Raw genomic sequence first — 20,549 nt, 5'->3', positions numbered from 1 at the left:
TGTGGGCGGGACGGGAACCGGGGGGTGCCTTGGCGCTTAACGACTTCATCGAGCGGGTCTTCGCCTGTTCCGCCGAGACCGCGCGGCAGATCGAGGCGCGCGCACGGCCGCGCGCCTATCCGGCGGGCAGCGCGATCGTTCGACAGGGCGAACGCTGCCACGACGTCCATCTGCTGGTCGTGGGACGGGCGCGCTCCTTCGTCATCTCGCCCGAGGGCCTGTTGATCCGCTTCTACGACTTCGCGCCCGGTGACCTGTTCGGCGCGCTGTCCGGGGCGCAGGACCATTTCAGCGAGATCTCCGCGCTGGAGGACCTCGATTCCGCCATCTTCGGCGGCGCGGACTTTCTGAGCCTGTTGGAGACGCACAGCTGTGTGGGGCTCACGCTTTCGCGGGCGCTGCTCCGCCAGCTGGCGCGGGTATCGGAGCAGATGCTGTCGCGCGCGACGCTCTCCGCCGCCGGGCGGGTGCATGAGGAACTCCTGCGCCTTGCGGGGGCGGACGGCATGACGATCGCGCCGGCACCGGTGCTCTCCGAACTGGCCGCGCGCGTCTACACCACGCGCGAGACCGTGTCGCGCACGGTCAGCGCGCTCGAACGGCGCGGCATCGTGCGGCGCGACGCGGATGCGCTGGTGATCGTCGCCCCGGCGCGGCTGGCCGACATGGTGGTCTAGCGGCCGTATCCGCCCAGGGCATGGAGAGAGAGCGTGGTGCCCGGCAGCTCGCCGATCGGCTCCAGGCGGGCGTTCTCGTCCGTCCCCGTGCTTGCGGCAAGGGCCGCACCGAGAAACTCGGAAAAATAGACTGCAGTCGAAGGGGTTACATCGAGTATCCGGTCGATGCGGCGGGCTGCGGAGCCCAGCACCAGCGTGCCTCCTCCGAAGGGGGCGGGCACGATCCGCAGGACGCCGAGATCCCCGGCGATGCGCACCGGGCCATCTTCGGCGAGTGCGGCACGGAGCCGGGTCGCATCGGCAGCGGCTTCGCGGGCCGATCCATAGTGGAGCACGACGCCGTCCGCGCGCCACGCGGGCGGGGCGATCAGGCCGATCGGCTCGGGCAGCGCCGCCAGCCGTGCGGCGACCCGATCGGCCGCGGTCTCGTCGTCCGGCCCGCAGAGGCTGATCGCGACGATGGCGACCAATTGCGGGGCATCCGTCTCGCCGCCCGGCGTCGCGGCACCGGCGGGGACCCGGCCCGCGTCCAGCACATGTCGCGGACGGCCGGTCGCCGCCCAGCTCCGCGCGAGGCGTGCGCTGTTCGGGGCGGCCGGCGCGCCTTGCGACATCTCGCTGACGATCAGTTGCACGGCCTGTGTCTGCAGCTGGCGCGCGCGCATCACCGCGCCGCCCATGGCGAGCGCGTCGGCGAGTTCGCCCGCCAGCACAGGGTCGGCGTCGCGCTCCTCGCCGATCTCGCGCACCGTTGCCGCCTGCGCCAACAGGGCCTCGAAGCGCCCGGCGTTGCCGTCAAAGGCTTCGACCGACCGGCGGAGGAATGTCGTGCGGTCGCAGGGCAGGGTGACGTGCAGCTCCGCGCCGCGCGCGAGCAGCCGCTCGGCGATCAGCATGTCGGCCCCGGCGGCCAGCGAACCATGGCCGAAGCCGATATTCTCGGCCGCCAGCACGCCGTCGATCGCGGCTGCCCGTGCGGCGTCGTCGTCGATCCGCATCTGTCCGGCATAGTGCAGCGTGCGCGGCGGGCGATAGGCATCGAGCCAGGCCGGATCGAGCGCCAGCTCGGCGAGGATCGTTGCGAACTGGCGCAGCGTGGAGGCATGATCCTCCCAGGCACGCGGCGCCAGCGCGATGGCGGCGCGGAGCGCGACCTCCGCTGCCTCGCGCTTGCCGCCGAGCAGCAGCGCTTCGGCACGGGTCGCCTCGAGATAATAGGGCGTGTCGGGCTCGCCGGTGCCGGCATCGAGCAGCGCGATCGCTGCGCCCGCCAATCGCCGGGCCGCCTCGCGGTCGCCCGCGATCAGCGACAGCGTCGCCGCGTTGATCAGCGGGTAGGTTGCCGGGCGAAGCTGCGCTGCGGCGGCATAGGCGTCCGCGGCACGGGCAGCGGCCTCGCGCCGCGCCGCGCCGGTCAGGCCAAGCGCGCGATCCTTGCGCAGCCGGCCGTGCAGGGCGAGCACGGCCGGATCGTCCCCGATCCGATCGAGCCCCGCGGAGCGGAAGAGCCGCCATGCCAGCTCCTCCGCTCCGGACCGCGCCAGCGCGGTGATCGAAAGCAGCGTCGGCGTCATCGGATGGATGCGCGCATCGGACTATCGGCCTCCGTTTCCGCGATTTTCCACATCGGGATCGATGATCACCGGCAGGCGGCGGATGACGCTGCCGTCCCGCGCGCGCTCGACGAAGTCGACATGGAGATTGAAGCCATGTTTCACGCCGGTCCCGCCCTGGTCCCACAGCCGGAGCGGCGTTCGCGCGCAGAAGGAGACTGCCGAGATCCGGCCGTCGCTGTCGCGGCTGTGCGTCCGCAGGTTGTAGTAGCGGGCATTGGCATGCTGCTGCTTGGTGGTGACGGCGTTCTCGCGCGCGAATTCCCAGAACTGCCCCTCGAGACGGATGACGACATAGCATTTGTAGACGAGCCCGAAATCCAGCGGGCCGCCCACGGGCTCTGTCGCCGGCGGGTTCCGTCCGATGAAGCCGCTTATCGCGGCCTGGATCGCTTCCGGGTTCGCGCCGACATGGGCGCCGGCGCCATCCTCGCCATCGTCATAATATTGCGGAACGAATTGCAGCGCCTGGACCACCGGCGCGATCGCGCCATCCTTGCCGGTGATTGCTTCGAGTTGAATGGATATCTTCTTGACGTGCGCGATATCGGATTCGGGATCGCCTTCCGGTAATTCGAAGAAATTCATTGTCCTTCTCCCTTTCTGGTACGCGCCTCACCGAGTTCCTGCTTCATCTCCGCCAGCGTCTGCGCGAGGCTGCGATTGGCCGGGTCTCCGGCAACGATCGCCTCCAGGTCGTGGATCGCCTGCGCCAGTCGCGTCTCGCCGCGTGCGACGGCACCCGTCTCCAGTTCGATCAGTCCGAGCGCGCGTTGCGACCAGATGCGCTTGCGGCGCAGCTGGGCATTGGCGGGGTCGGTGCGGAGCAGATCCTCGATGATCGCCGCCTCGCGGTCGCGGTGCCGCCTCGCCGTGGCGGGGTCGTGGAGGCGGTGGAAATAGACGTCGGCGACCCAGGCGTGCCGGTTGGCGAGGCCGCGCAGCGCGTCGGCGTCACCGGGGCGCATCGCCGCGACGCGTTCCATCGCCTGCAGTGCCCGCATGCACAAGTCGAGCAATCCGTCCGTGCGGCGCATGTCGTAGCGGGCACTGCACAGGCTGCCATTGGCGAAGGCGACTTCCTGCAGGCTGCGCGCATCGTTCGGCGCGACGCGCGCCAGCCGATCGGCGAGCGCGATATAGGCCTGGAATGCGGTTTCCGCGCCGCGCAGGTCGTGGCGCTTGATCGCCAGGTCGCCGATCCAGAATTCGCTCTGCGCATGGGTGAAGAGCATCTCGGGATCGTCCGGCGTCCGCGCGAGCAGTGCGCCGGTGGTGCGGCGCGCTTCGGCGAATGCCGCGGCCGCGGCCGGATCGTCCTTGCGGTCGAGATCGTCCTCGCCGATCGCGTGCAGGATGCGAGCGCGCCGGGCCAGGGCATCGGGCGGCAGCTCGGCAAGGTCCTGCGCGGAATAATAGGCCAGCGTGCGCCGGTTGGCGGCGGTGAGCACGTCGAGGCGGTTCACCGCCTTCAATCGCTCGCGGAGATCGGTTTGCATGAACTCGACCAGCCCTTCCGCGGCCTGTCGCCGCTGTTCCGCCTCGTGCCGCGCGCGAATCGCAACGACGCTCGACGCCGTCAGCGCTAGCAGGGCGATCAGCGCCGCGACCGTGACGGCCGTCACGCGCCGCAGCCGGCGCTGGGCATCGCGCTGGACGAGTTCGCCGAGCGGCACGCCGGCCAGGCCGGCGAGCAGCTTGAGCAGGCCGAGCCGGCGCCCGTCGCCCCGGGCGCGGAAGTCTGCCGCCAGCGGTTCGTTGTCGCCGGCCCGGGCGAGCGCGGGAAATGCCGCATCGGGTTCACCGTCGACAAGGGCGAGCAGGAGCGGCGCCTGGGGATGCGCCGCGCGGAATGCCGCGATCTCGCGCGCGACCCAGGGCGAGGCGGCCGCGGCGGGCGAGCAGACGACGATGAGCGCTTCGGATGCCGCGATCGCCCGGGTCACGGCATCGCTGAGGCTCGTCGCTGCGGCGAACTCCTCCCGATCGCGGAAGATCGGCCCGAGCCGCGCCGGAACCGGGCCGAACGGCCCCGGCCTGCCGGTCAGCCGGCGGGGGAAGCGATAGGATTCGAGCTTCCGGTGCAGCCAGCGCGCGATCTGCGCGTCCCGATGGCTGTAGCTGATGAACGCGCGATAGCGTTCCCCGGTCATGCCACGCTCCCCCTCGACCCCGCTCCCAAGCTGCCAGAGCGGGATGGCGTGTCAACGGGGGACTGGACCGTGCTGGTGCCGAGTGCAGGGATCGAACCCGCGACCTTCGGTTTACAAAACCGCTGCTCTACCAGCTGAGCTAACCCGGCACCTGCCTGAAACCCGCGGTGATCCGCAGGTCGCCCGCCCCTTGGTCGGCTTCGCCCGGGCGGTCAAGACCGAACTATGCCGGGCCGATGGGCGCGGGGCGCGTGACGATCCACAGCGCGCAGGCAGCCATCGCCGCCGCGACGCCGAGCGCCAGCCCGACATGAGGGCGCACCGAGATCCAGAACAGCACATAGCCCAGCGCGATGCCGGCACAGGCCGCGACCTTGCCGCGGCGCGGGATCGCGCCCTGCTCGCGCCATTGCCGGATCGGCGGGCCTATCGCGGGATGATCGAGCAGCCAGGCCTCGAGACGGGTGGAGCCGCGGGCGAAGCAGCCCGCCGCCAGGATCAGGAAGATCGTGGTCGGCATGACGGGCAGCAATGCGCCGATCACGCCGAGCGCGACGAAGAAGAAGCCGAGCGCCACCCAGAACAGGCGCGCCGCGCGGCTGCCGAGGCGCGGCTCAGGCGGGATGGCGGGCGACCCGGAAGGGGGCGGGGATCATGCGGTTCTCCTTGGCGGGCGGCGGCAGGGTGGCGCGCGCGGGGGCCGGCGTCCAGCCCCCGCGCGGATCAGCGCCGGCTGGCATGGCGTTCCGCCATGTAGCGGCCCGGCGACGTGCCCAGCGCCTTGCGGAACATGGTCACGAAGCTCGGTACGCTCTCATAGCCGAGATCGGCCGCGACCTGCTGGATCGAGGCGCCGCCCGCCAGCCACTTGATCGCGAGCATCACGCCCAGCTGCTGGCGCCAGCGGCCGAAGCTCATGCCGGTCTCGCGGTGGATCAGCCGGGCGAGCGTGCGCTCGCTCAGGCCGGCGCGGCGGGCCCAGGCATCGAGCGTCCCGCGCTCGGCCGGGGCGGCCATCATCAGGTCGACCACGCGGCGGAGGCGGGCATCGGCGGGCATGGGGAGGTGAAGATCCTCGATCCGGGCCGCGGCGATCTCGTCGAGCAGGACCGAGACCAGCCGGGCATTGGCGCCACTCTCCTCGTAGAGGGCGGGCAGGGCCGCGGCGCGGGCGAGCAACTCGCGGAGCAGCGGGCTGACCGAGAGGGCGCAGCAGCTTCCGGGAAGGCCCGCCTCGGCGTCCGGGGCGATGAAGGCGTTATAGCCTTCCAGCGCACCCGTCGCCTTGACCGAATGGAGGGCGCCGCCGGGAATCCAGATGGCGCTGCGCGGCGGGACGATCCACAGGCCGCCGTCTACCTCGCAACTCAGCGCGCCGCGCTGGGCCAGGATGATCTGGCCCTTGGCATGGCGGTGCGGGGCGAGTTCGATGCTGCCGAACACCTCGGTGATGAAGCCATAGGTGACGACCGGGCGAGGCACCTCGTCCGGATCCATCCAATCGCTATCATGGCCCAGTTCGTTCAGGATCGGCATGCTTGCTTCCACGCGGATTGGCGGAATTGAATAATATTCTGTCCGTACTTCGCAATGACGACAATAATGCGAGCCATTATCAGTTGTTTTCGAACCCGTCGAGCCCGGAAGGATGGCGCAAGCGGCGGGGCCGTGACGAGGAATTCAGCGTGAGGACCATGTGATGCTGCCGATGGAATCGCCCGAACGCCCCGTGGCCAAGGCCCCCGGCCGGATCGGCCAGGCGTTGATCCGGCTGCTGATGAAGCGCGCGACCGTGACCGCCAGCGAGCGGCTCGCCCGGGACTTCCGGCTGATCACCCTGGAGGGCCCGGCGCTGGAGGGGGTCGCCTGGACGCCGGGGCAGAAGATCCAGATCGCGATGGGATCGGCGTTCACGGCGCGGACCTACACGCCGATCGAGTGGAACCCCGGGACCGGGCGCGCCTGTATTCTGGGCCATGTGCATGGCGACGGGCCGGGCAGCGCCTGGGTGCGCGACGCGGCGCCCGGCGACATGTGCGACATCTTCGGGCCCCGCGGCTCGCTCGATGCCAGCCGGATGAACGGCCCGCTGGCGGTGTTCGGCGACGAGACCTCGATCGGCCTTGCCCATGCGCTTGCCTATCAGGATCCCGGGCGCATGGTTGCCGGCTATTTCGAGGTCGGCGACGTGGAGGGCAGTTGCCGGGTGGCCGAGCAGCTGGGCCTCGTCCGCGTCGCGCTGTTCGAAAGGACGGCGGACGATGCGCATGTCGGCGAGATGGAAGTGCGGCTTGCGACGCTGGCGGCCGGCGGCACCGGCTTCGTGCTGACCGGCAAGGCAGGCACCGTCCAGCGGCTTCGCCAGCGACTGAAGCGGCTGGCGGTACCGGCGAGCCGGATCGCGACCAAGGCCTATTGGGCGCCGGGCAAGACCGGGCTGGATTAGAGTTCAGCCTCGACCAAGCCCGTCATCCCCGCCTGCGCGGGGATGACGAAGGAAAACGTGAAGATGACGCGGTAAAATCAGATACTTGTTTGAGTCCCCGCCCTACCGCTCGAGCTTCTCCAGCTGGCGCTTGGCATTGGCGTTGGTTGGATCCAGTGCGAGCGACCGCCGATAGTCGCGGATCGCGGCTTCCCGGCTGCCGGCGCGTGCATTGCCCTCGCCCAGGCTGTCCCAGGCATTGGCGTCCTGGGGATAGAGCACCGTGTTGCGCGCGAAGACGCGAACCGCATCGGCGATCTGGTTCTGGCGGAGCAGGCGGTAGCCGAGCAGGTTGAGGACCGATGGATCGTCCTTCCCGTTCCGCGTGCGGTCATATTGCGCCAGCGCCGCATCCACGCCGCGCCGGGCGGCGACGACGAGAAGCAGGTCCCCGGCGCTCGGCGGGCGGGCCGGATATCGCCAGCCCTGGGCATCGCCGACGACTTGGACGATGCGGTCGTAGATGGAACTGAAACTGTCCGAATTGCCGAGCAGGGCGATGCCCCAGCCCTTGTCGGCATCCATGAACATCAGCCCCTGAAAGCCTTCGTTCGCGCCGCTGTGGCGGAACTGGCCGGGATGGCCGCCATAGCCGACGCCGAAGCCCAGGCCGATGCCGCCGGGATTGCCGGGATCGTCGGGACAATGCGGGGTGAGCATCTCGCGCGTCATCGCCTGCGACAGGACATGGTTGGCCTTGCCTTCGCGGGAGAGCGACACTTCGATGCCCAGCCGGGCCAGGTCCTCCGCGGTGGTCCACAGGCCATCGGGGGCGAGTTCGGGATAGACATGCCATTTGCCCGGGGTGACGGCGCCGTCGGGCCCGGTGCCGCTGGCGGCGCGCGCCGCCAGTTCGGGGGGCAGGGCCTGGGCGAAGCTGCTGCTCGTCATGCCGGCGGGGCGCAGGACGCGTGCGGCCATGAAATCCTCGAACGACTGGTCCGCCGCCTCGCGGATCATCAGTCCCTCGATCGTCACGCCGCCGCCCGAATAGAGGCACTTGCTGCCGGGCTCCGCGATCACGCGGACCGCCGGGCTGTTGGCGGGTGGCTTGCCGTCGAGGATCTGCTCGATGCCCGGCACCGCGGTGCCCTGCGCATAGCCGGCAAAGCCATGGACGTTCAGGCCGGCATTGTGAGTCATCAGCCGGCGCAGCGTGACTTTCCGGGTGGCCGCGAGCGGGCTCTCGGGCAGTTTCCAGCGCTTGAGCTGGGTGTTCACATCGGCGTCGAGGGAGAGCTTGCCCCGCTCGACCAGCCACAGCGCCCCCATCGCGGTGACCGGCTTGCTGATCGAGGCGGCCTGGAACAGCGTGGCCGGGGTGACCGCGGTGGTGCCGCCGGCCTCGGTCACGCCGAAGCCGGCCGAGAAGGCGATGCGATTGTCCTGCACCACCGCAACGCTCATGCCCGGCACGCGAAAGGCCTGCATCAGCTCGGCCAGCGTCACGACGAGCGGCGGCTCGCCAGGCGCCATGTCGATGGTCAGCATCACCGTTTCGGGCGTGAGCAGCGGAGCCTGCCGGGCCTGGGGCTGCGCCTGAGCCTGGGCCTGAGCGGGGGCGGCCGTCGCGAGAAGGGCCAGGGCAGCGCCGGGGATTGCGACGGATAGAGGAAGGGTCGATGCTGCGATGGAGCGCAGGGCTCGGTCTATCAATTGCATCAGAAGCTCCCGCGTATGGTGAAGGTGAAGATCGGCCCGATCAGCTGGTCGTTATGTTGCCGGAACACCAGCGGAGTCGCATTGCGTCGCCCGGCATAGACCTGGCGATCATAATAGTGCCTGCCGTTGAGGACATTGCCCACCTGCGCGCGCACGGTGAGGCCGAACACGTCCTTGTGCTCGACAAAGACGTTGGCGAACCAGGGGCCTTCGTTCTCGCGGTTCACTTCGGTGAGATAATAATAGGCTGTATTGTGATTGAGGCCGGCCGTGGCGCCCCAGGCGAAATCGCTGTTCGGCAGGTCGTGGCGGAAATCGAGTTCGGCCCAGCGATCCTGCGTCCCGCTGATCGGGCGCATCTCGCCGGTGAGCGGATCGCGGACCCGGGCGATCTCGAAGCCCAACGTGGCGTCTAGCCGGGCGCCGGGCAGGCCCAGGGGCGCGAACTGGATCGTGCTGGTGCTCTCCATTCCGAAGCGCGTCGCCCGCGGCAGATTGCCGACGCCCTCGCCATCCGCGCCGATCGGCACGATGTCGACGATATCCTCGACTGCGTAATAATAGGCGCGCAGCCGGGTCTTGCCCGCGTCACCCAGCGTGCGGCCGACCTCCATTTCCGCTTCCCAGCTCTGTGGCGGGACGAGTTCCGCGTTGCCGGCATTCTGCCGCTCGGACTTGAGGTTGGGCTGGGCCAGGAAGTCGTAGAAGCTGATCTGGCCGACCCGGCGGCGCAGCTTGAGGCTGAGATCCCACTGCTTGTCCGGCCGCCACCCGAACGTGACGCTGCCCTTGGGCCGGAAGAAGTGCCGTGCGGGCAAGTCGCCATCGACTCGCTCGAGCGTGCTGAACTCGCCGCCGCCGGCGACCTGGAGGCTGATCCCCGCGCCGAGCGGGCGGCTGAACGTCACCATGCCCTCGTGGCGGACTTCGCGCACGATCCCGCTGCCGCCCGGGAAGGGAACCGGCACGAAGCTCCCCTGCGGATCGAGCTTCGCGAGCGAGCCGCGCTGATCGAGGCCGTTGGCCGCGCGTTCGAGCGACACTTGCCAGTCGCTCCCTCCCATCTTCCACCCATATTCGGCACGGGCGATGGTTTCGGTGATGTACGAGTTGCGCCCGAAACGGGTGCCCTGATCGGGCGCGCCGCTCGCGAAGCTGTCCACCTGGGTGGAAATGAGCGGCTCATGGTCGAAATGGCGCAGGCCGATGATCTTGAACCGGCCAGGCCCGAGCGGGAATTCATAATCCGCGTTGACGTCGTACATCCAGCCGTCGAGCCGGTTCAGGCGCAGGCGGGTGCCGTCGTTGCCGTCGGCACGATAGCGCCGCTCGAAATCATAGACCGGGCCCCAATAGGGCGAATAGTTGAGGATGAGATGGCCCTTGGCACCGCCCGGCCCGTCGAAGCCGAGCCTGAGCTTGGCGACGAGCGTGTCCGATTCCGAATGATATACTTCCTCGCGGCGCTCGATCAGCGATCCGTCGGCGGCATGGAACAGCTCCGGCCCGCCGAGCCCGCCGCGCCCGGTCTGGTCCTCGAGCGATAGCGTATAGTCGATCCCGCGCGCCCTGCCCGTGTAGCTGAGATTGCCACGGAACAGATTGGGGCGCGAATAATGGGCGCGGAAGTCCGGCCGCCATTCGAACTGGCCGCCGGCCTTGCGGGCCTGTTTGAGGATGATGTTGGCGACCTGGCCGGCAAGCCCGGCGATGCCGAGGGTGGAGGCGTCGACGATCTCGATCCGCTCGACATTGGCGGCGACGATGCGCTGGAGCTCGGCGATCGCGCCACCGGTCTTGTTGGCGATGCGCTCGCCGTTGATCAGTACATTCTCCGACGCCTGGCCGAGGCCGCGCTCCTGGTCCGCGCTGCGGATGGTGAAGCCGGGGACCCGGACGAGCATGTCATAGGCGGTCCGGGGAACGAAATGGGCGAAGTCCTCGGGAGCGAAGACCTGTTTGGCGACGGGCGGCGCGGTGGTGGTCTGGGCAGCCGCGCTCACGGGGAGGAGCGCGGCGCCGGCGAGAAGCAGCGCAGTTGGACGCATGTGGGAGAAGCTGCGCGGCGATCAGTTGCGCAGCGTGCGCAGCTGGACGAGCTGATCGGGCGTGGGCTGCGTGATCCCGATCTTGCGGGCGCGGCGCACGTCCTCAGCGGTGACGCCCACCGCCTTCATCTCGACCAGCCGGTTCGCCGGCAGATCGGCGTAGCCGATCGCGGCCAGCTCGCGAACATAGGCGGGCGTGACGCCGATCGCCTTGAGCTGCACGGCCTGGTCGGCGGTGAGGTTGCGCAGCCCCGCGCCCGCCATGTCCGAGAGAAACTCGGGCGAGACGCCGAGTGCCTTGAGTTCGATCAGGTTCCTGCCGCGGAGCTTGCCCAGCCCGGCGCGCAGCATCTTGCCGGCATAGTCGGCATCGATGCCGAGCGCGGCGAAAGCGGTTAGGTCTTCGAGATTGTCGGGGCGGAAGCCCTGGTGCGCAAGGTCGGCGACATAGGCCGGGGTGACGCGAAGCGCAGAAAGGGCGACGAGCTGGTTGATCGTCGGCTTGGGATAATCGGCCTGGGCCAGCGCTTCGACCAGCGCCTTGTTGGCGCCGACGAGCGTCAGGTCGAGCGATTCCTTGAAGCTCGGTTCGCCGATGCCGCGGCCGGCGAGATAGCGCGCGAATTCGGCGGCGGGCGTGAAGGTGCAGTTGCCGGTGGCGATCCGCTTGTCGGCATCGCCGGCACAGTCGAGCCGGCCGGGCTCGCGGGCCATGGCGAAGCGGACCGGGCCATTGGCTTCGAGCGCGCGGCCGTCGAGCCCGAGCTGTTCGTGGCTGACCTGGGTGTTCATGTTGCTGCGCGGGCCGAAGGTAAGGCGCAGCTCGAAACGGGTGCCGCTGGCTTCGAGCTGGAGCTTGAAGCCGATCGGCGTGGACGCAGTGACCGGGTCGCGGGCACGATCGCCGGCGATGGCGGTGGTGGCGAGCAGGGTAACGGAGGCGATGACGGCAAGAACGCGGTTCATGGCATTTCTCCTAGTGCAACGGGCAAGCCGGGGGCGTCCGCCCCGGACGGGGCGTTGGCGCTTCGGCAATGGGCAGGTGAAAGGGCGGGCTTAGTTGTCGGGATTGGGGTCCGGATCGGGATGCGGATTCGGATTGGGCCGCGGATTGGGGTTGGGGCCGCGCTTGCGGCCGTTGCGGGTGAGAGCGAGCGTGTCGATCTCGACCGGCATGCCGGCGCTGCGCAGGCGGCGGACATCGTCGGCGCTCACGCCCATGCCGGCGAGCGCGACATAATCGTCCAGCTGGCCGCGGAAGCCGGCCGACACCAGGCTGCGGACATAGTCGGGATTCACGCCCACCGCCCGGGCCGAGACGATGTCGTCGAACGACCGGATGCGCAGGCCGGTGGACATCATCGCCTGGACATATTCCGGCGTCACGCCGACGGCGCGCATGCTGGTCGCGTCGTCGAGGCTGATCGGGCCGAGCTGCGGCGCGGCGCGGCGGATCGCCTCGATATATTCGGGCGTGACGCCGACCGCGCGGGCGCCGATGATCGCATGGAGTTCGCGGTCGCGGCCGTCGTCGTTCCGGGCGTCGCGATCCTGGCGGGGATCGGCCTGGGCGAGGGCGGCTACTGGCGTGGGGGTGGCCGCGGCAAGGGCGGGGGCGCGTTCGGTGGCCGCCGGAGCCGGGGTCGGGGCCGCATGGGCGGCAGGCGACGTGGCGGGCGCGGCGACCGGGCTCGCCGGCACGCGCGTGCCGGCATTGCCCTCCCGTACGGGCTTGGCGGCGTCGTGGCTTTCGGCGGCGCCGACGGTCAGCGCGGCAAGCGGGGCGGCCATCACCAGCATGCCCGCGCCGAAGCCGGCGATCCACGAGCCCTGGGCGCGGCCGCGCGGCAGCGTCGCGTCGAGGACGCGGCCGACACGGCGCTTGAGGCTGCCCTTGCCGGGCGCGACGCCATGCGCGCCGAGCAGCAGGCCCTTGCTCTCGTGCCGGGCGACGCGGACGAGCAGCTGGGCATAGTCGGGCGCATCGATGTTCGCCGCGAGCACGGCATCGTCGGCGGCTTCCTCGCGCAGCTGGTGCGCTTCGCGTGCCAGCCGCCAGGCGAGCGGGTTGAACCAGTGGATCGCGGTGGCGACGCGGGCGAGCATCAGCTTGGCCCAGTCGAGCGCGGAGACGTGCGCCAGCTCGTGCGCGATGATCGCTTCGGCCTCGTCGGTGGCGGCGAGCGCGTCGGCGCTGAGCAGGATGGTGGGGCGGGCAAGGCCCCAGGAGATGGGCGAGGGCAGGGCATCGCTCACCAGCAGCGCGGTGCCGCTCTTCATCCCCATGCGGCGCTGGGCATGGGCAAGCGCGCTCAGCCAGACCGGGTCGACAAGGACTTCGGCATCGGCGCGCAGGCGGACGAGGCGGAGCAGCGCGACGATGGTGAGCAGCAGCAGCGCCAGCACGGGCAGGGCATAGGCATAGCGCTCCCAGCCCTGCGGCAGCGTGAGCCAGGGCTGAGCGGCGGCAGGGGCCCCGGCGGCGCTGGTGGGGGACGACGGCAATGCGGCAGGCGCCCCGTCGGCGATCGACGGCTTCGCGGCCAGCGGGCGCGTGACCTGGGCGGCCGGCGCCTCGAATCCGCTCTGGACAAATTCGGGCATCGGCAGGCGCATGGACGGCAGCACCAGCGTGGCCAGCGGCAGGATCACCAATCCGGCCAGGCCAAGATGCGCGATCAGCGAGCGTTCCGCCGCCGAACGGCTGCGGGTGAGGCGGAGCAGGATCAGGGTGATGCCGGCGATCACCAGCGACTTGAGCACGAGGCCGAGCAACGCGGTCATGGTCAGGCTCCCTTCTTGGCGCGCGCCGCGGCGATCATCGCCTCCAGCTCGTCGAGATCGTTTTCGTCCAGCTTCCCGCTCATGCCGAGCAGGGCGCTGGCGGCATGGGTGGTCGAACCGTTGAAGAAGGTGCGCACGACATGACCGAGCGCATTGACGCTCGCCTTGCTCTCGGCCTCGACGGGCGAGAACAGATAGCCGCGCTCGCTCTGTTCGCGCCGCACCGCGCCCTTCTGCTCGAGCCGGGTCAGCATCGCGCGGACCGCCGAGGCGGAGAGCTTGTCGGGCAGGGCGTCGCAGACGTCGGACACCGCCATCGCGCCCCGCTCGTAGAGCAGGTCGACGATCTGGCGTTCGCGGGGCGGCAGGTTGTTCAGCATGAGAATCCCTTTACGCTACATTTGTAGCTTACGCTACATTTGTAGTGCATGCAAGCCCCTTCGGCGACATGCGCAGGGTGCCGGGATATGCGATGGAATGGCGCCCCCGAGCGACCATTGCTGCCCGGAAACCTTCGCTTTTGCGCAAGGTCTCGTAGAATTGCATCCGCGCAGCGGGGACAGCGATGAACAAGCAGCACGACTATTACCAGGCCCGCGCGGCGCTCCAGCGCGAAATGGCGGCGGAACTGACGGGTTCCGCTCGCGAACAGCACCTGACCCTGGCGGCGATGTACGAGGCGCTGGCCACCGAGCCGAAGCGCGGGGCCGTGGCCGAACTGCCGGCGAAGGTGGCGGAGCCGGAAGTGGCGGAGGATGAGCGCGCCTATCTGCAGCGCCGGGCACGGGAGGAGCGCGCGCGGGCAGCGGACAGCGACGATCCCGGCGTACGGCGCATCCGCTTCGAGATGGCGGACGAATATCTCCGGCGGGCGGACGCGCTGAAGCGGGGCTGACATTGGCATCGGGACGCCCGGCTCCCATCTTGGCGGAACATGCCGACACAAGGATTGCCGATGCCCCGCTCTCTAAAGATCGATTTCGTCTCCGACGTCTCCTGCCCCTGGTGCATCATCGGCCTGAAGGGCCTGGAAGAAGCCCTGGCCCGGACCGGTGACCTGGTCGCCGCGCAAATCCGGTTCCAGCCGTTCGAGCTCAACCCGGACATGGCGCCCGAGGGCGAGAATGTCGGCGAGCACATCGCGCGGAAATATGGCTCCACGCCCGAGCAATCGGCGGTGAACCGCCAGATGATCCGCGACCGCGCGGCGGCGCTGGGCTTCACGATGAACGGTTCGGCCGACAGCCGCATCTACAACACGTTCGATGCGCACCGGCTGCTCCACTGGGCGGCGATCGAGGGCGGCCAGGCGGCGCTGAAGCATGCGCTGTTCGAAGCCTATTTCACCGACCAGCGCGACCCGTCGGACCATGACGTGCTCGTTGCCGCGGCGGAGAAGGCCGGGCTGGACGGCGCGGCCGCGCGTGAGGTGCTCGCTTCGGGCCGCTATGCCGCGGAGGTTCGCCAGGCCGAGCAGCTCTGGCAGGGACGCGGCATCCACTCGGTGCCCGCGATCGTCATCGACGACCGATGGCTGATCTCGGGCGGCCAGCCGCCCGAGGCTTTCGAGCAGGCGCTCCGCCAGATCGCGGCCGAGCCCGCCTAGGCGAGCGCCTATGAGCCGGGTGCGCCCGGCGGGTTCTGGCCGCGTGCGCGGAACTGCGCGGCGGTCATCCGCAACCGCACCACATCGCCGTCCAGCCAGGCCTCGCGGGCATAGATGCGCCGTTCCATGAACGGCCGTTCCTGCGCGGTGAAGAAGCTGGCGTTGGGCTCGTAGAAGCCGACAGGCGAGGGAATGTGCGCGGTCTCCGCGACGAGCACGCCGTCCGACGAATAGACCTTCATGCCGGTGCGCAGCTTGAGCACGGTCGGGGCGGGCGGCGTCTTGGCGGCAGATTGCGCCGGTCTGGCCGCCTGTTGCGGCGCGTCGTGCGGCGCCGCCGCGAGGCAGGAGAGGATGAGGAGGACGGCCTGCATGCAAATGCTCCCTGGAGAACGGCCCCGCGACGGGTGCCCTTTGGGGGACGCTGCTGGCTCGGCGGCGCGCGCACATCGCCCATGCGACGAAAATGCGCCTGGCCGAGATCAATGACGGCTCAGGGGACGCCGAAGGTCCAGCCTTCGGTGCGGGCCAATTCCGGCGTCAGGCCGGCGGGCGTCCAGAGTTCCGGCCGGCCGGCGACATGCCGCAGCCAGGCCGCGCTGAGCATCGCATCGGTGGCGTGATCGTCATAGCGGATGAGCGGTGCATGGGCTCGGGAGCCGAGCGCGGCCAGCATCCCGTCGAGCGTCGCGGCGTCGCGGATCTTGGAGATGCCCTTGCGCATGCCGGCAGCCCGCGCGGCGAGCGCGGTGTAGATCTCGACCAGCACCGGGCCGGCCTCGGGCAGCGGATCGAAGGGCCATAGCGGCAGCTTGCCCCGCAATCGGTGCAGAACGCGCATGCCGGTGAGGCTCGACTTCCCGACCTGGCTCGCGCCGACCAGGTTGAAGCAGCTATAGGGCGACAGGTGCATCGCCGCCTGGCCATGCTCGCACACCCGAAAACGGCCACGGCCGGGCGGGAAGAGGTCGCCGCAATCGCCCATCCGGCGGAAATGGCGGCGCGCCTCCGGGTGGCTCACGAAGCTGCTGGCGGCAAGGTGCGGGTCTTCGGCGGAGAGTTGGTCGACCAGCTTCCACAAGGCGGGCCCGTCGGGCGGGGAGCGTTCCCAGCCGGGAAAATACGCGCCTTCGTCGACCAGCGGGAAGGCGGGGGACAGGTCGAGCCCGATCAGCGCCCGCGTGCCGCCGTCCGCCAGTTCGGCGAGCCAGTCGGCAATGTCCTGGCGCGACCAGGCGCGCTCGACCAGTTCGGGCGGACCGGCGCCGGCCCCGGCGCGCGCCACGGCGAGCCCCCTGGGCCGCTCGACTGCCTGGCCCGACCAGTCGATCGCGATGAAATCGGTGAAAGCGGGCACTTAGTTCCTCGGAAGGAAAGGAGGAGCGCTCATGGCCGCTCCGCCATTCCGGCCGCGATGCGCTGGGGCTTCTTCGCGCGGTCCCACCAGGCGCGCTGGATATAGAGTTCGATCCGCTCGCGACTGTCGGTTCCGTAGCGCACGAGCAGCATCGGATAATTGGCGTAGTGAGCGGTCTGCCAGAAGGTCTCCGGATCGGTTTCGAACAGGATCTCCTTCTCGGGGCTGGTGACCATCAGCCCGAAGCTGCCCTGCTCGCGCCCGGGCGACATGAAGCCCTTGCCGTTGATCTTGGGGCAGGGCGTGCCCCACCATTTCTCCATCACCACGTCGGGCAGCGTGCGGGCATAGGCAGTGGCGTCTTCCCAGTCCTTCATTCGCCCGATTTCCTTCCGTCGTCCCGCCGCCGCTCGCGCATCTCGTTCCACCAGGCGATGCGTTCGGCGATGCGTTTCTCATGGCCGCGATCGGTGGGGGTGTAGAAGGTCTGCGGCGCCATCTCCTCGGGCCAGTAATCGTCGCCCGAGAAGCCGCCCTCGGCGTCGTGATCATAGGTATAGCCCTTGCCATAGCCGATGTCCTTCATCAGCCGGGTGGGGGCGTTGAGGATGTTCTGCGGCGGCATCAGCGAGCCGGTCTCCTTCGCCGCGCGCCACGCCGCCTTCTGTGCGGTATAGGCCGCGTTCGATTTGGGCGCGGTGGCGACATAGAGACAGGCCTGGGCGATCGCCAGCTCGCCCTCGGGAGAGCCGAGGAATTCATAGGTGTCCTTGGCCGCGAGGCACTGGAGCAGCGCGTTGGGATCGGCGAGGCCGATATCCTCCACCGCCATGCGCACCAGCCGGCGCAGCACGTAGAGCGGTTCCTCGCCGGCAGTGAGCATGCGGGCGAGATAATAGAGCGCCGCCTGGGGATCGCTGCCGCGCACCGATTTGTGCAGCGCGGAGATCAGGTTGTAATGCCCCTCGCGATCCTTGTCGTAGACCGCGACGCGGCGCTGGAGGAAGTTCGACAGGCCGGCGGGATCGAGCGGCGCCTCGAACCGTACCGAGAACAGAGTCTCGGCCTGGTTGAGCAGGAAGCGCCCGTCGCCGTCCGCGCTTGCCACCAGCGCGTCGCGCGCTTCGGGGGTCAGGGGCAGGGGGCGCGCCTCCAGCGCCTCGCCGCGATCGAGCAGCAGCGTGAGCGCCTCATGGTCGAGCCTGCGGAGGATCAGCACCTGCGCGCGGCTGAGCAACGCCGCGTTGAGCTCGAACGACGGGTTCTCGGTGGTCGCGCCGACCAGGGTGACGGTGCCGTCCTCGACATAGGGCAGGAAGCCGTCCTGCTGCGAGCGGTTGAACCGGTGAATCTCGTCCACGAACAGAAGCGTGCGCCGGCCGAGCCGGGCATATTCCTTCGCCTCGGCGAACACCTTTTTGAGATCGGCGACGCCCGAGAAGACCGCGCTGATCGCGACGAAGCGCAGGCCCACCGCATCGGCGAGCAGGCGCGCGATCGTGGTCTTGCCGGTGCCGGGCGGGCCCCAGAGGATGATCGACGAGAGCTTGCCCGCCGCGACCATCCGCCCGATCGCGCCTTCGGGACCGGTCAGATGCTCCTGCCCCACGACATCCTCGAGCCGTTGCGGGCGCAGCCTGTCGGCCAGCGGGCCGGCGGCACTTCCGGGGGCGTGCGGCGCCTGTTCCTCGGTCGCGAAAAGATCAGCCATCGTCGGCACAGATAAGCCCGGCGGGCCCGTTTTCCCACTGCGGATATCGGCGCCGGAAAGTCACGAAAGCCCCGACATCATCGCGCGCGGCTCGGCGCTTCCCTGTCTTCCCGCGCAGGGCGGCCGCGGGGAAGGAAAGGTTGGCAGGCATTGTGGAACAATACGGGAACAAGCAGGATTGTCAACGTCGAGGCTTGTAAAGAGTGATTTAAGATATATCTTAGAGCAATCACGAGTCGTACAGGAGATATTATGCGACATCATCATTGCGGCCATCGCGGCATGCATTTCGGCCGCCGCGGCGGCTTTGGCGGCGGCGCGCCGGACTTCATCATCGGATGGGGCATGGGGCGCGGCGGCTTTGGCGAGCGTGGGGAACGGGGCGGTCGACGCCGCATGTTCGACGGCACCGAGCTGCGCCTCATCCTCCTCAAGCTGATCGAGGAACAGCCGCGCCATGGCTATGACCTGATCCGCGAGATCGAGGAGCGTTCGGGCGGCGCCTATGCCCCCAGCCCGGGCGTGGTCTATCCGACCCTCACCATGCTCGACGACATGGGCCTGATCGAGGAGAGCAAGAGCGAAGGCGCCAAGAAGCAGTTCGCGATCACCGAGGCGGGCACGGCGCATCTCGCCGAGCGGACCGAGGAAGTGGCGGCGCTGTTCGAGCGGCTCCAGCAACTGGCGGGGCTGCGCGAGCGATCCCATGGCGGCCCGATCCGCCGCGCGATGGGCAATCTGCGTGCCGTGCTGCAGGAACGTCTTGCGGGTGAAAGCGTCGATGCCGACATGCTGCACGGTGTCGCGGAGATCCTCGACGAGGCGGCGCGGAAGATCGAGCGGCTCTGAGCCCGGTGCCGCGGATTGAAATGCTGAGGCGGCGGCTCGGGATCGTGCCGCCGCCGATGGAGACGAAGCGCATGACCATGACTCTGTTTTCGGCCGAGACGCTGGCCCCCACCGCACATGCCAGCCGCTATCTGCAGCAGCTGTGCAAGCATTGGGAGCACAGCCTTCAGGTGGAGTTCACGCCGGAGAACGGCACGGTGATCTTCCCGAAGGATGCGCGCGGCGCGGACCATCCCGGCGACGCGGTGGTGACCTTCAACGTCGCCGAGACCGGGCTCGACATCCGCATCGACGCCAGCTCGCCTGAGCAGCTCGAGGGGCTGAAGGGGGCGGTGGAGCGCCATCTCGACCGGTTCGCCTTTCGCGAGGACGGGCTGCGATATGCGTGGAAGTGACGCCTGAGGCGGGGACTCGCATCGCTTCCGCGTCCCCGCATTTTCTCACCCCCGCCGCGCGATCGCCTCGAGATAGGCGTCGAGCACCTTCTGGTTGATCGCGTCCCATTGATAGGTCTCGGCGATCGCATGCCCGGCCGCGCCCGCGGCTTTCCGCGCGGCATGGTTCTCGCAATAATGCTGGATCGCATCGGCATAGCGGCCCACCGCGCCCTTGCCGGGATCGACCAGCAGGCCGCTCACATTCTCCTCCACCATGCCGACCGGACCGACCGCATTGGCGGCGACCACGGCCACGCCGGCGGCCATTGCCTCCAGCGTGACGTTGCCGAAGCTCTCGGTGAGGGAGGGGTTGAAGAAGACGTCCATCGAAGCGACCGCACGCCCCAGATCGTCGCCCGCCTGGAAGCCGGCGAACACCGCGTCGGGCACGCGATCGGCGAACCATTGCTGCGCGGGGCCCTTGCCGATCACCAGCACGCGATGCTTCACGCCGCGCCGCTGCAACTCGCCGACCACTTCGGCGAAGATGTCGAGCCCCTTTTCCAGCACCAGCCGGCCGAGGAAGCTCACGGCGACTTCGTCATCCGCGATGCCGAGGGCGCGCCGCCATTCGAGGCTGCGCCGGCCCGGATTGAAGCGATCGTGATTCACGCCGCGCGACCAGATCTGCATCGGCCGCTCGACGCCCCAGCTGCGCAGCAGCTCCTCCATGCCGCGCCCCGTGGGCATCACGGTGTCGAACCGGTTGTAGAAGCGCGTGAGCGTCCAGATCAGCAGCGGCGTGACGAAGCCGATATGATAATAAGCTGGATAGGTCTCGAACCGGGTATGGACCGAGGCGACCGAAGCGATGTTGTTCCGGCGCGCCCAGGTGACTGCGCGGTGGCCGAGTATCTCGGGCGCGGAGACATGGACGAGATTGGGGGCGAAGGCCTCCAGGTCGGGCAGCACCGCCTTGATGCCCTTGGCGAACTTGTACTCGTCGCGCCCGCCCGGCACGGGCAGCGCGGGCACGCTCACCAGATCGCCCGTCGGCGGGAAGGCGGGCGTGTCGGTGGTCGGCGAATAGACGCGGACCTTCACGCCCTGATCGAGCAGATAGCCGACGAGCAGGTTGAGCGCCTGGTTCGCACCGTCGCGGACGTAGTTATAGTTGCCGCTGAACAGCGCGACGCGGAGGTCGGTAGGCTTCATGGCGCGCGCGAT

At 69.3% G+C, this 20,549-nt stretch carries 22 protein-coding genes and 1 tRNA gene; 6 read left to right on the top strand and 17 right to left on the bottom strand.

The genetic code is table 11. The annotated features are described in order from the left end of the window. Nucleotides 1–29 precede the first annotated feature (29 nt). A complete protein-coding gene (locus BGP17_RS07260; protein ID WP_167298193.1) occupies nucleotides 30–677 on the top strand; it encodes a Crp/Fnr family transcriptional regulator in 648 nt (215 codons plus the stop codon). Here the strand turns inward: BGP17_RS07260 and BGP17_RS07255 are convergent. From BGP17_RS07255 to BGP17_RS07225, 7 genes are all read right to left on the bottom strand, one after another. After that, nucleotides 674–2,251, bottom strand: a complete 1,578-nt coding sequence (locus tag BGP17_RS07255; protein WP_286711511.1) for a tetratricopeptide repeat-containing protein — start codon at nucleotides 2,249–2,251, stop codon at nucleotides 674–676. The two genes, BGP17_RS07260 and BGP17_RS07255, sit on opposite strands and share 4 nt — an antisense overlap. 21 nt (nucleotides 2,252–2,272) lie before the next feature. Beyond that, nucleotides 2,273–2,878, bottom strand: coding sequence for a nucleotide synthetase (locus tag BGP17_RS07250; RefSeq protein WP_167298195.1), 606 nt, complete (start codon nucleotides 2,876–2,878; stop codon nucleotides 2,273–2,275). After that, the gene (locus tag BGP17_RS07245; protein WP_286711510.1) at nucleotides 2,875–4,443 is read right to left on the bottom strand and encodes a toll/interleukin-1 receptor domain-containing protein; all 1,569 of its coding nucleotides are present in this window, start codon (nucleotides 4,441–4,443) and stop codon (nucleotides 2,875–2,877) included. Before BGP17_RS07245 ends, BGP17_RS07250 begins: the two co-directional genes overlap by 4 nt. Nucleotides 4,444–4,516: 73 nt before the next feature. Next, nucleotides 4,517–4,592 (bottom strand) — tRNA-Thr (locus BGP17_RS07240). 74 nt (nucleotides 4,593–4,666) lie between these two features. Then, nucleotides 4,667–5,020 (bottom strand): YbaN family protein, encoded by a 354-nt coding sequence (locus BGP17_RS07235; protein ID WP_286711509.1) that lies wholly within the window; start codon nucleotides 5,018–5,020, stop codon nucleotides 4,667–4,669. Nucleotides 5,021–5,057: 37 nt separating this feature from the next. After that, nucleotides 5,058–5,183: a hypothetical protein gene (locus BGP17_RS07230; protein ID WP_279589383.1), complete on the bottom strand. Its 126-nt coding sequence runs from the start codon at nucleotides 5,181–5,183 to the stop codon at nucleotides 5,058–5,060. Next, complete coding sequence (locus BGP17_RS07225; RefSeq protein ID WP_167298197.1) at nucleotides 5,167–5,979, bottom strand: AraC family transcriptional regulator; 813 nt, start codon at nucleotides 5,977–5,979, stop codon at nucleotides 5,167–5,169. The genes BGP17_RS07230 and BGP17_RS07225 overlap by 17 nt, the downstream gene beginning before the upstream one ends. 163 nt (nucleotides 5,980–6,142) lie before the next feature. On the opposite strand from BGP17_RS07225, the gene BGP17_RS07220 reads away from it, so the two are divergent. Further along, nucleotides 6,143–6,889, top strand: a complete 747-nt coding sequence (locus BGP17_RS07220) for a siderophore-interacting protein (RefSeq protein ID WP_208413382.1) — start codon at nucleotides 6,143–6,145, stop codon at nucleotides 6,887–6,889. A gap of 102 nt (nucleotides 6,890–6,991) precedes the next feature. On the opposite strand, the gene BGP17_RS07215 is transcribed toward BGP17_RS07220, so the two are convergent. The 5 genes from BGP17_RS07215 to BGP17_RS07195 all read right to left on the bottom strand — a co-directional run bounded on the left by BGP17_RS07215 (nucleotide 6,992) and on the right by BGP17_RS07195 (nucleotide 13,802). Continuing rightward, on the bottom strand, nucleotides 6,992–8,590 hold the full coding sequence (locus BGP17_RS07215) for a serine hydrolase (protein WP_286711508.1): 1,599 nt from the start codon (nucleotides 8,588–8,590) through the stop codon (nucleotides 6,992–6,994). Further along, nucleotides 8,590–10,638: a TonB-dependent receptor plug domain-containing protein gene (locus BGP17_RS07210; RefSeq protein WP_286711507.1), complete on the bottom strand. Its 2,049-nt coding sequence runs from the start codon at nucleotides 10,636–10,638 to the stop codon at nucleotides 8,590–8,592. Before BGP17_RS07210 ends, BGP17_RS07215 begins: the two co-directional genes overlap by 1 nt. 21 nt (nucleotides 10,639–10,659) lie before the next feature. After that, entirely contained in the window at nucleotides 10,660–11,604 is a 945-nt protein-coding gene (locus BGP17_RS07205; protein ID WP_286711506.1) for a hypothetical protein, read from the bottom strand. Nucleotides 11,605–11,694: 90 nt separating this feature from the next. Further along, complete coding sequence (locus BGP17_RS07200; RefSeq protein WP_286711505.1) at nucleotides 11,695–13,422, bottom strand: M56 family metallopeptidase; 1,728 nt, start codon at nucleotides 13,420–13,422, stop codon at nucleotides 11,695–11,697. A gap of 2 nt (nucleotides 13,423–13,424) precedes the next feature. Next, a complete protein-coding gene (locus BGP17_RS07195; RefSeq protein ID WP_167298202.1) occupies nucleotides 13,425–13,802 on the bottom strand; it encodes a BlaI/MecI/CopY family transcriptional regulator in 378 nt (125 codons plus the stop codon). Between the two features lie 185 nt (nucleotides 13,803–13,987). On the opposite strand from BGP17_RS07195, the gene BGP17_RS07190 reads away from it, so the two are divergent. Both BGP17_RS07190 and BGP17_RS07185 read left to right on the top strand, forming a co-directional pair. Then, nucleotides 13,988–14,317, top strand: coding sequence for a hypothetical protein (locus tag BGP17_RS07190; RefSeq protein ID WP_167298203.1), 330 nt, complete (start codon nucleotides 13,988–13,990; stop codon nucleotides 14,315–14,317). Between the two features lie 60 nt (nucleotides 14,318–14,377). Then, the gene (locus tag BGP17_RS07185) at nucleotides 14,378–15,028 is read left to right on the top strand and encodes a DsbA family oxidoreductase (protein WP_286711504.1); all 651 of its coding nucleotides are present in this window, start codon (nucleotides 14,378–14,380) and stop codon (nucleotides 15,026–15,028) included. Between the two features lie 8 nt (nucleotides 15,029–15,036). Here BGP17_RS07185 and BGP17_RS07180 read toward each other — a convergent pair whose 3' ends face one another. The 4 genes from BGP17_RS07180 to BGP17_RS07165 all read right to left on the bottom strand — a co-directional run bounded on the left by BGP17_RS07180 (nucleotide 15,037) and on the right by BGP17_RS07165 (nucleotide 18,096). Beyond that, on the bottom strand, nucleotides 15,037–15,402 hold the full coding sequence (locus tag BGP17_RS07180; RefSeq protein ID WP_286711503.1) for a hypothetical protein: 366 nt from the start codon (nucleotides 15,400–15,402) through the stop codon (nucleotides 15,037–15,039). A 119-nt stretch (nucleotides 15,403–15,521) separates the two neighbouring features. Then, complete coding sequence (locus tag BGP17_RS07175; RefSeq protein WP_286711502.1) at nucleotides 15,522–16,385, bottom strand: hypothetical protein; 864 nt, start codon at nucleotides 16,383–16,385, stop codon at nucleotides 15,522–15,524. A 29-nt stretch (nucleotides 16,386–16,414) separates the two neighbouring features. Continuing rightward, on the bottom strand, nucleotides 16,415–16,762 hold the full coding sequence (locus tag BGP17_RS07170; RefSeq protein ID WP_286711501.1) for a hypothetical protein: 348 nt from the start codon (nucleotides 16,760–16,762) through the stop codon (nucleotides 16,415–16,417). Continuing rightward, a complete protein-coding gene (locus tag BGP17_RS07165) occupies nucleotides 16,759–18,096 on the bottom strand; it encodes a replication-associated recombination protein A (RefSeq protein ID WP_286711500.1) in 1,338 nt (445 codons plus the stop codon). The genes BGP17_RS07170 and BGP17_RS07165 overlap by 4 nt, the downstream gene beginning before the upstream one ends. 252 nt (nucleotides 18,097–18,348) lie before the next feature. Between BGP17_RS07165 and BGP17_RS07160 the strand changes: the two genes are divergently transcribed. Further along, entirely contained in the window at nucleotides 18,349–18,945 is a 597-nt protein-coding gene (locus BGP17_RS07160; RefSeq protein ID WP_243857109.1) for a PadR family transcriptional regulator, read from the top strand. Nucleotides 18,946–19,022: 77 nt separating this feature from the next. Beyond that, nucleotides 19,023–19,340, top strand: a complete 318-nt coding sequence (locus tag BGP17_RS07155) for a DUF2218 domain-containing protein (protein ID WP_380926292.1) — start codon at nucleotides 19,023–19,025, stop codon at nucleotides 19,338–19,340. A 45-nt stretch (nucleotides 19,341–19,385) separates the two neighbouring features. On the opposite strand, the gene BGP17_RS07150 is transcribed toward BGP17_RS07155, so the two are convergent. Then, complete coding sequence (locus tag BGP17_RS07150; protein WP_167298210.1) at nucleotides 19,386–20,537, bottom strand: glycosyltransferase family 4 protein; 1,152 nt, start codon at nucleotides 20,535–20,537, stop codon at nucleotides 19,386–19,388. Nucleotides 20,538–20,549 lie beyond the last annotated feature (12 nt).

Origin of the sequence: Sphingomonas sp. 67-41 (assembly GCF_001899725.1) — a bacterium.
Taxonomy (GTDB): Bacteria; Pseudomonadota; Alphaproteobacteria; order Sphingomonadales; family Sphingomonadaceae; genus Sphingomonas; species Sphingomonas leidyi.
Note: the sequence above shows the minus strand (reverse complement) of the source record. Positions and strands in the feature narration are given on the sequence as shown.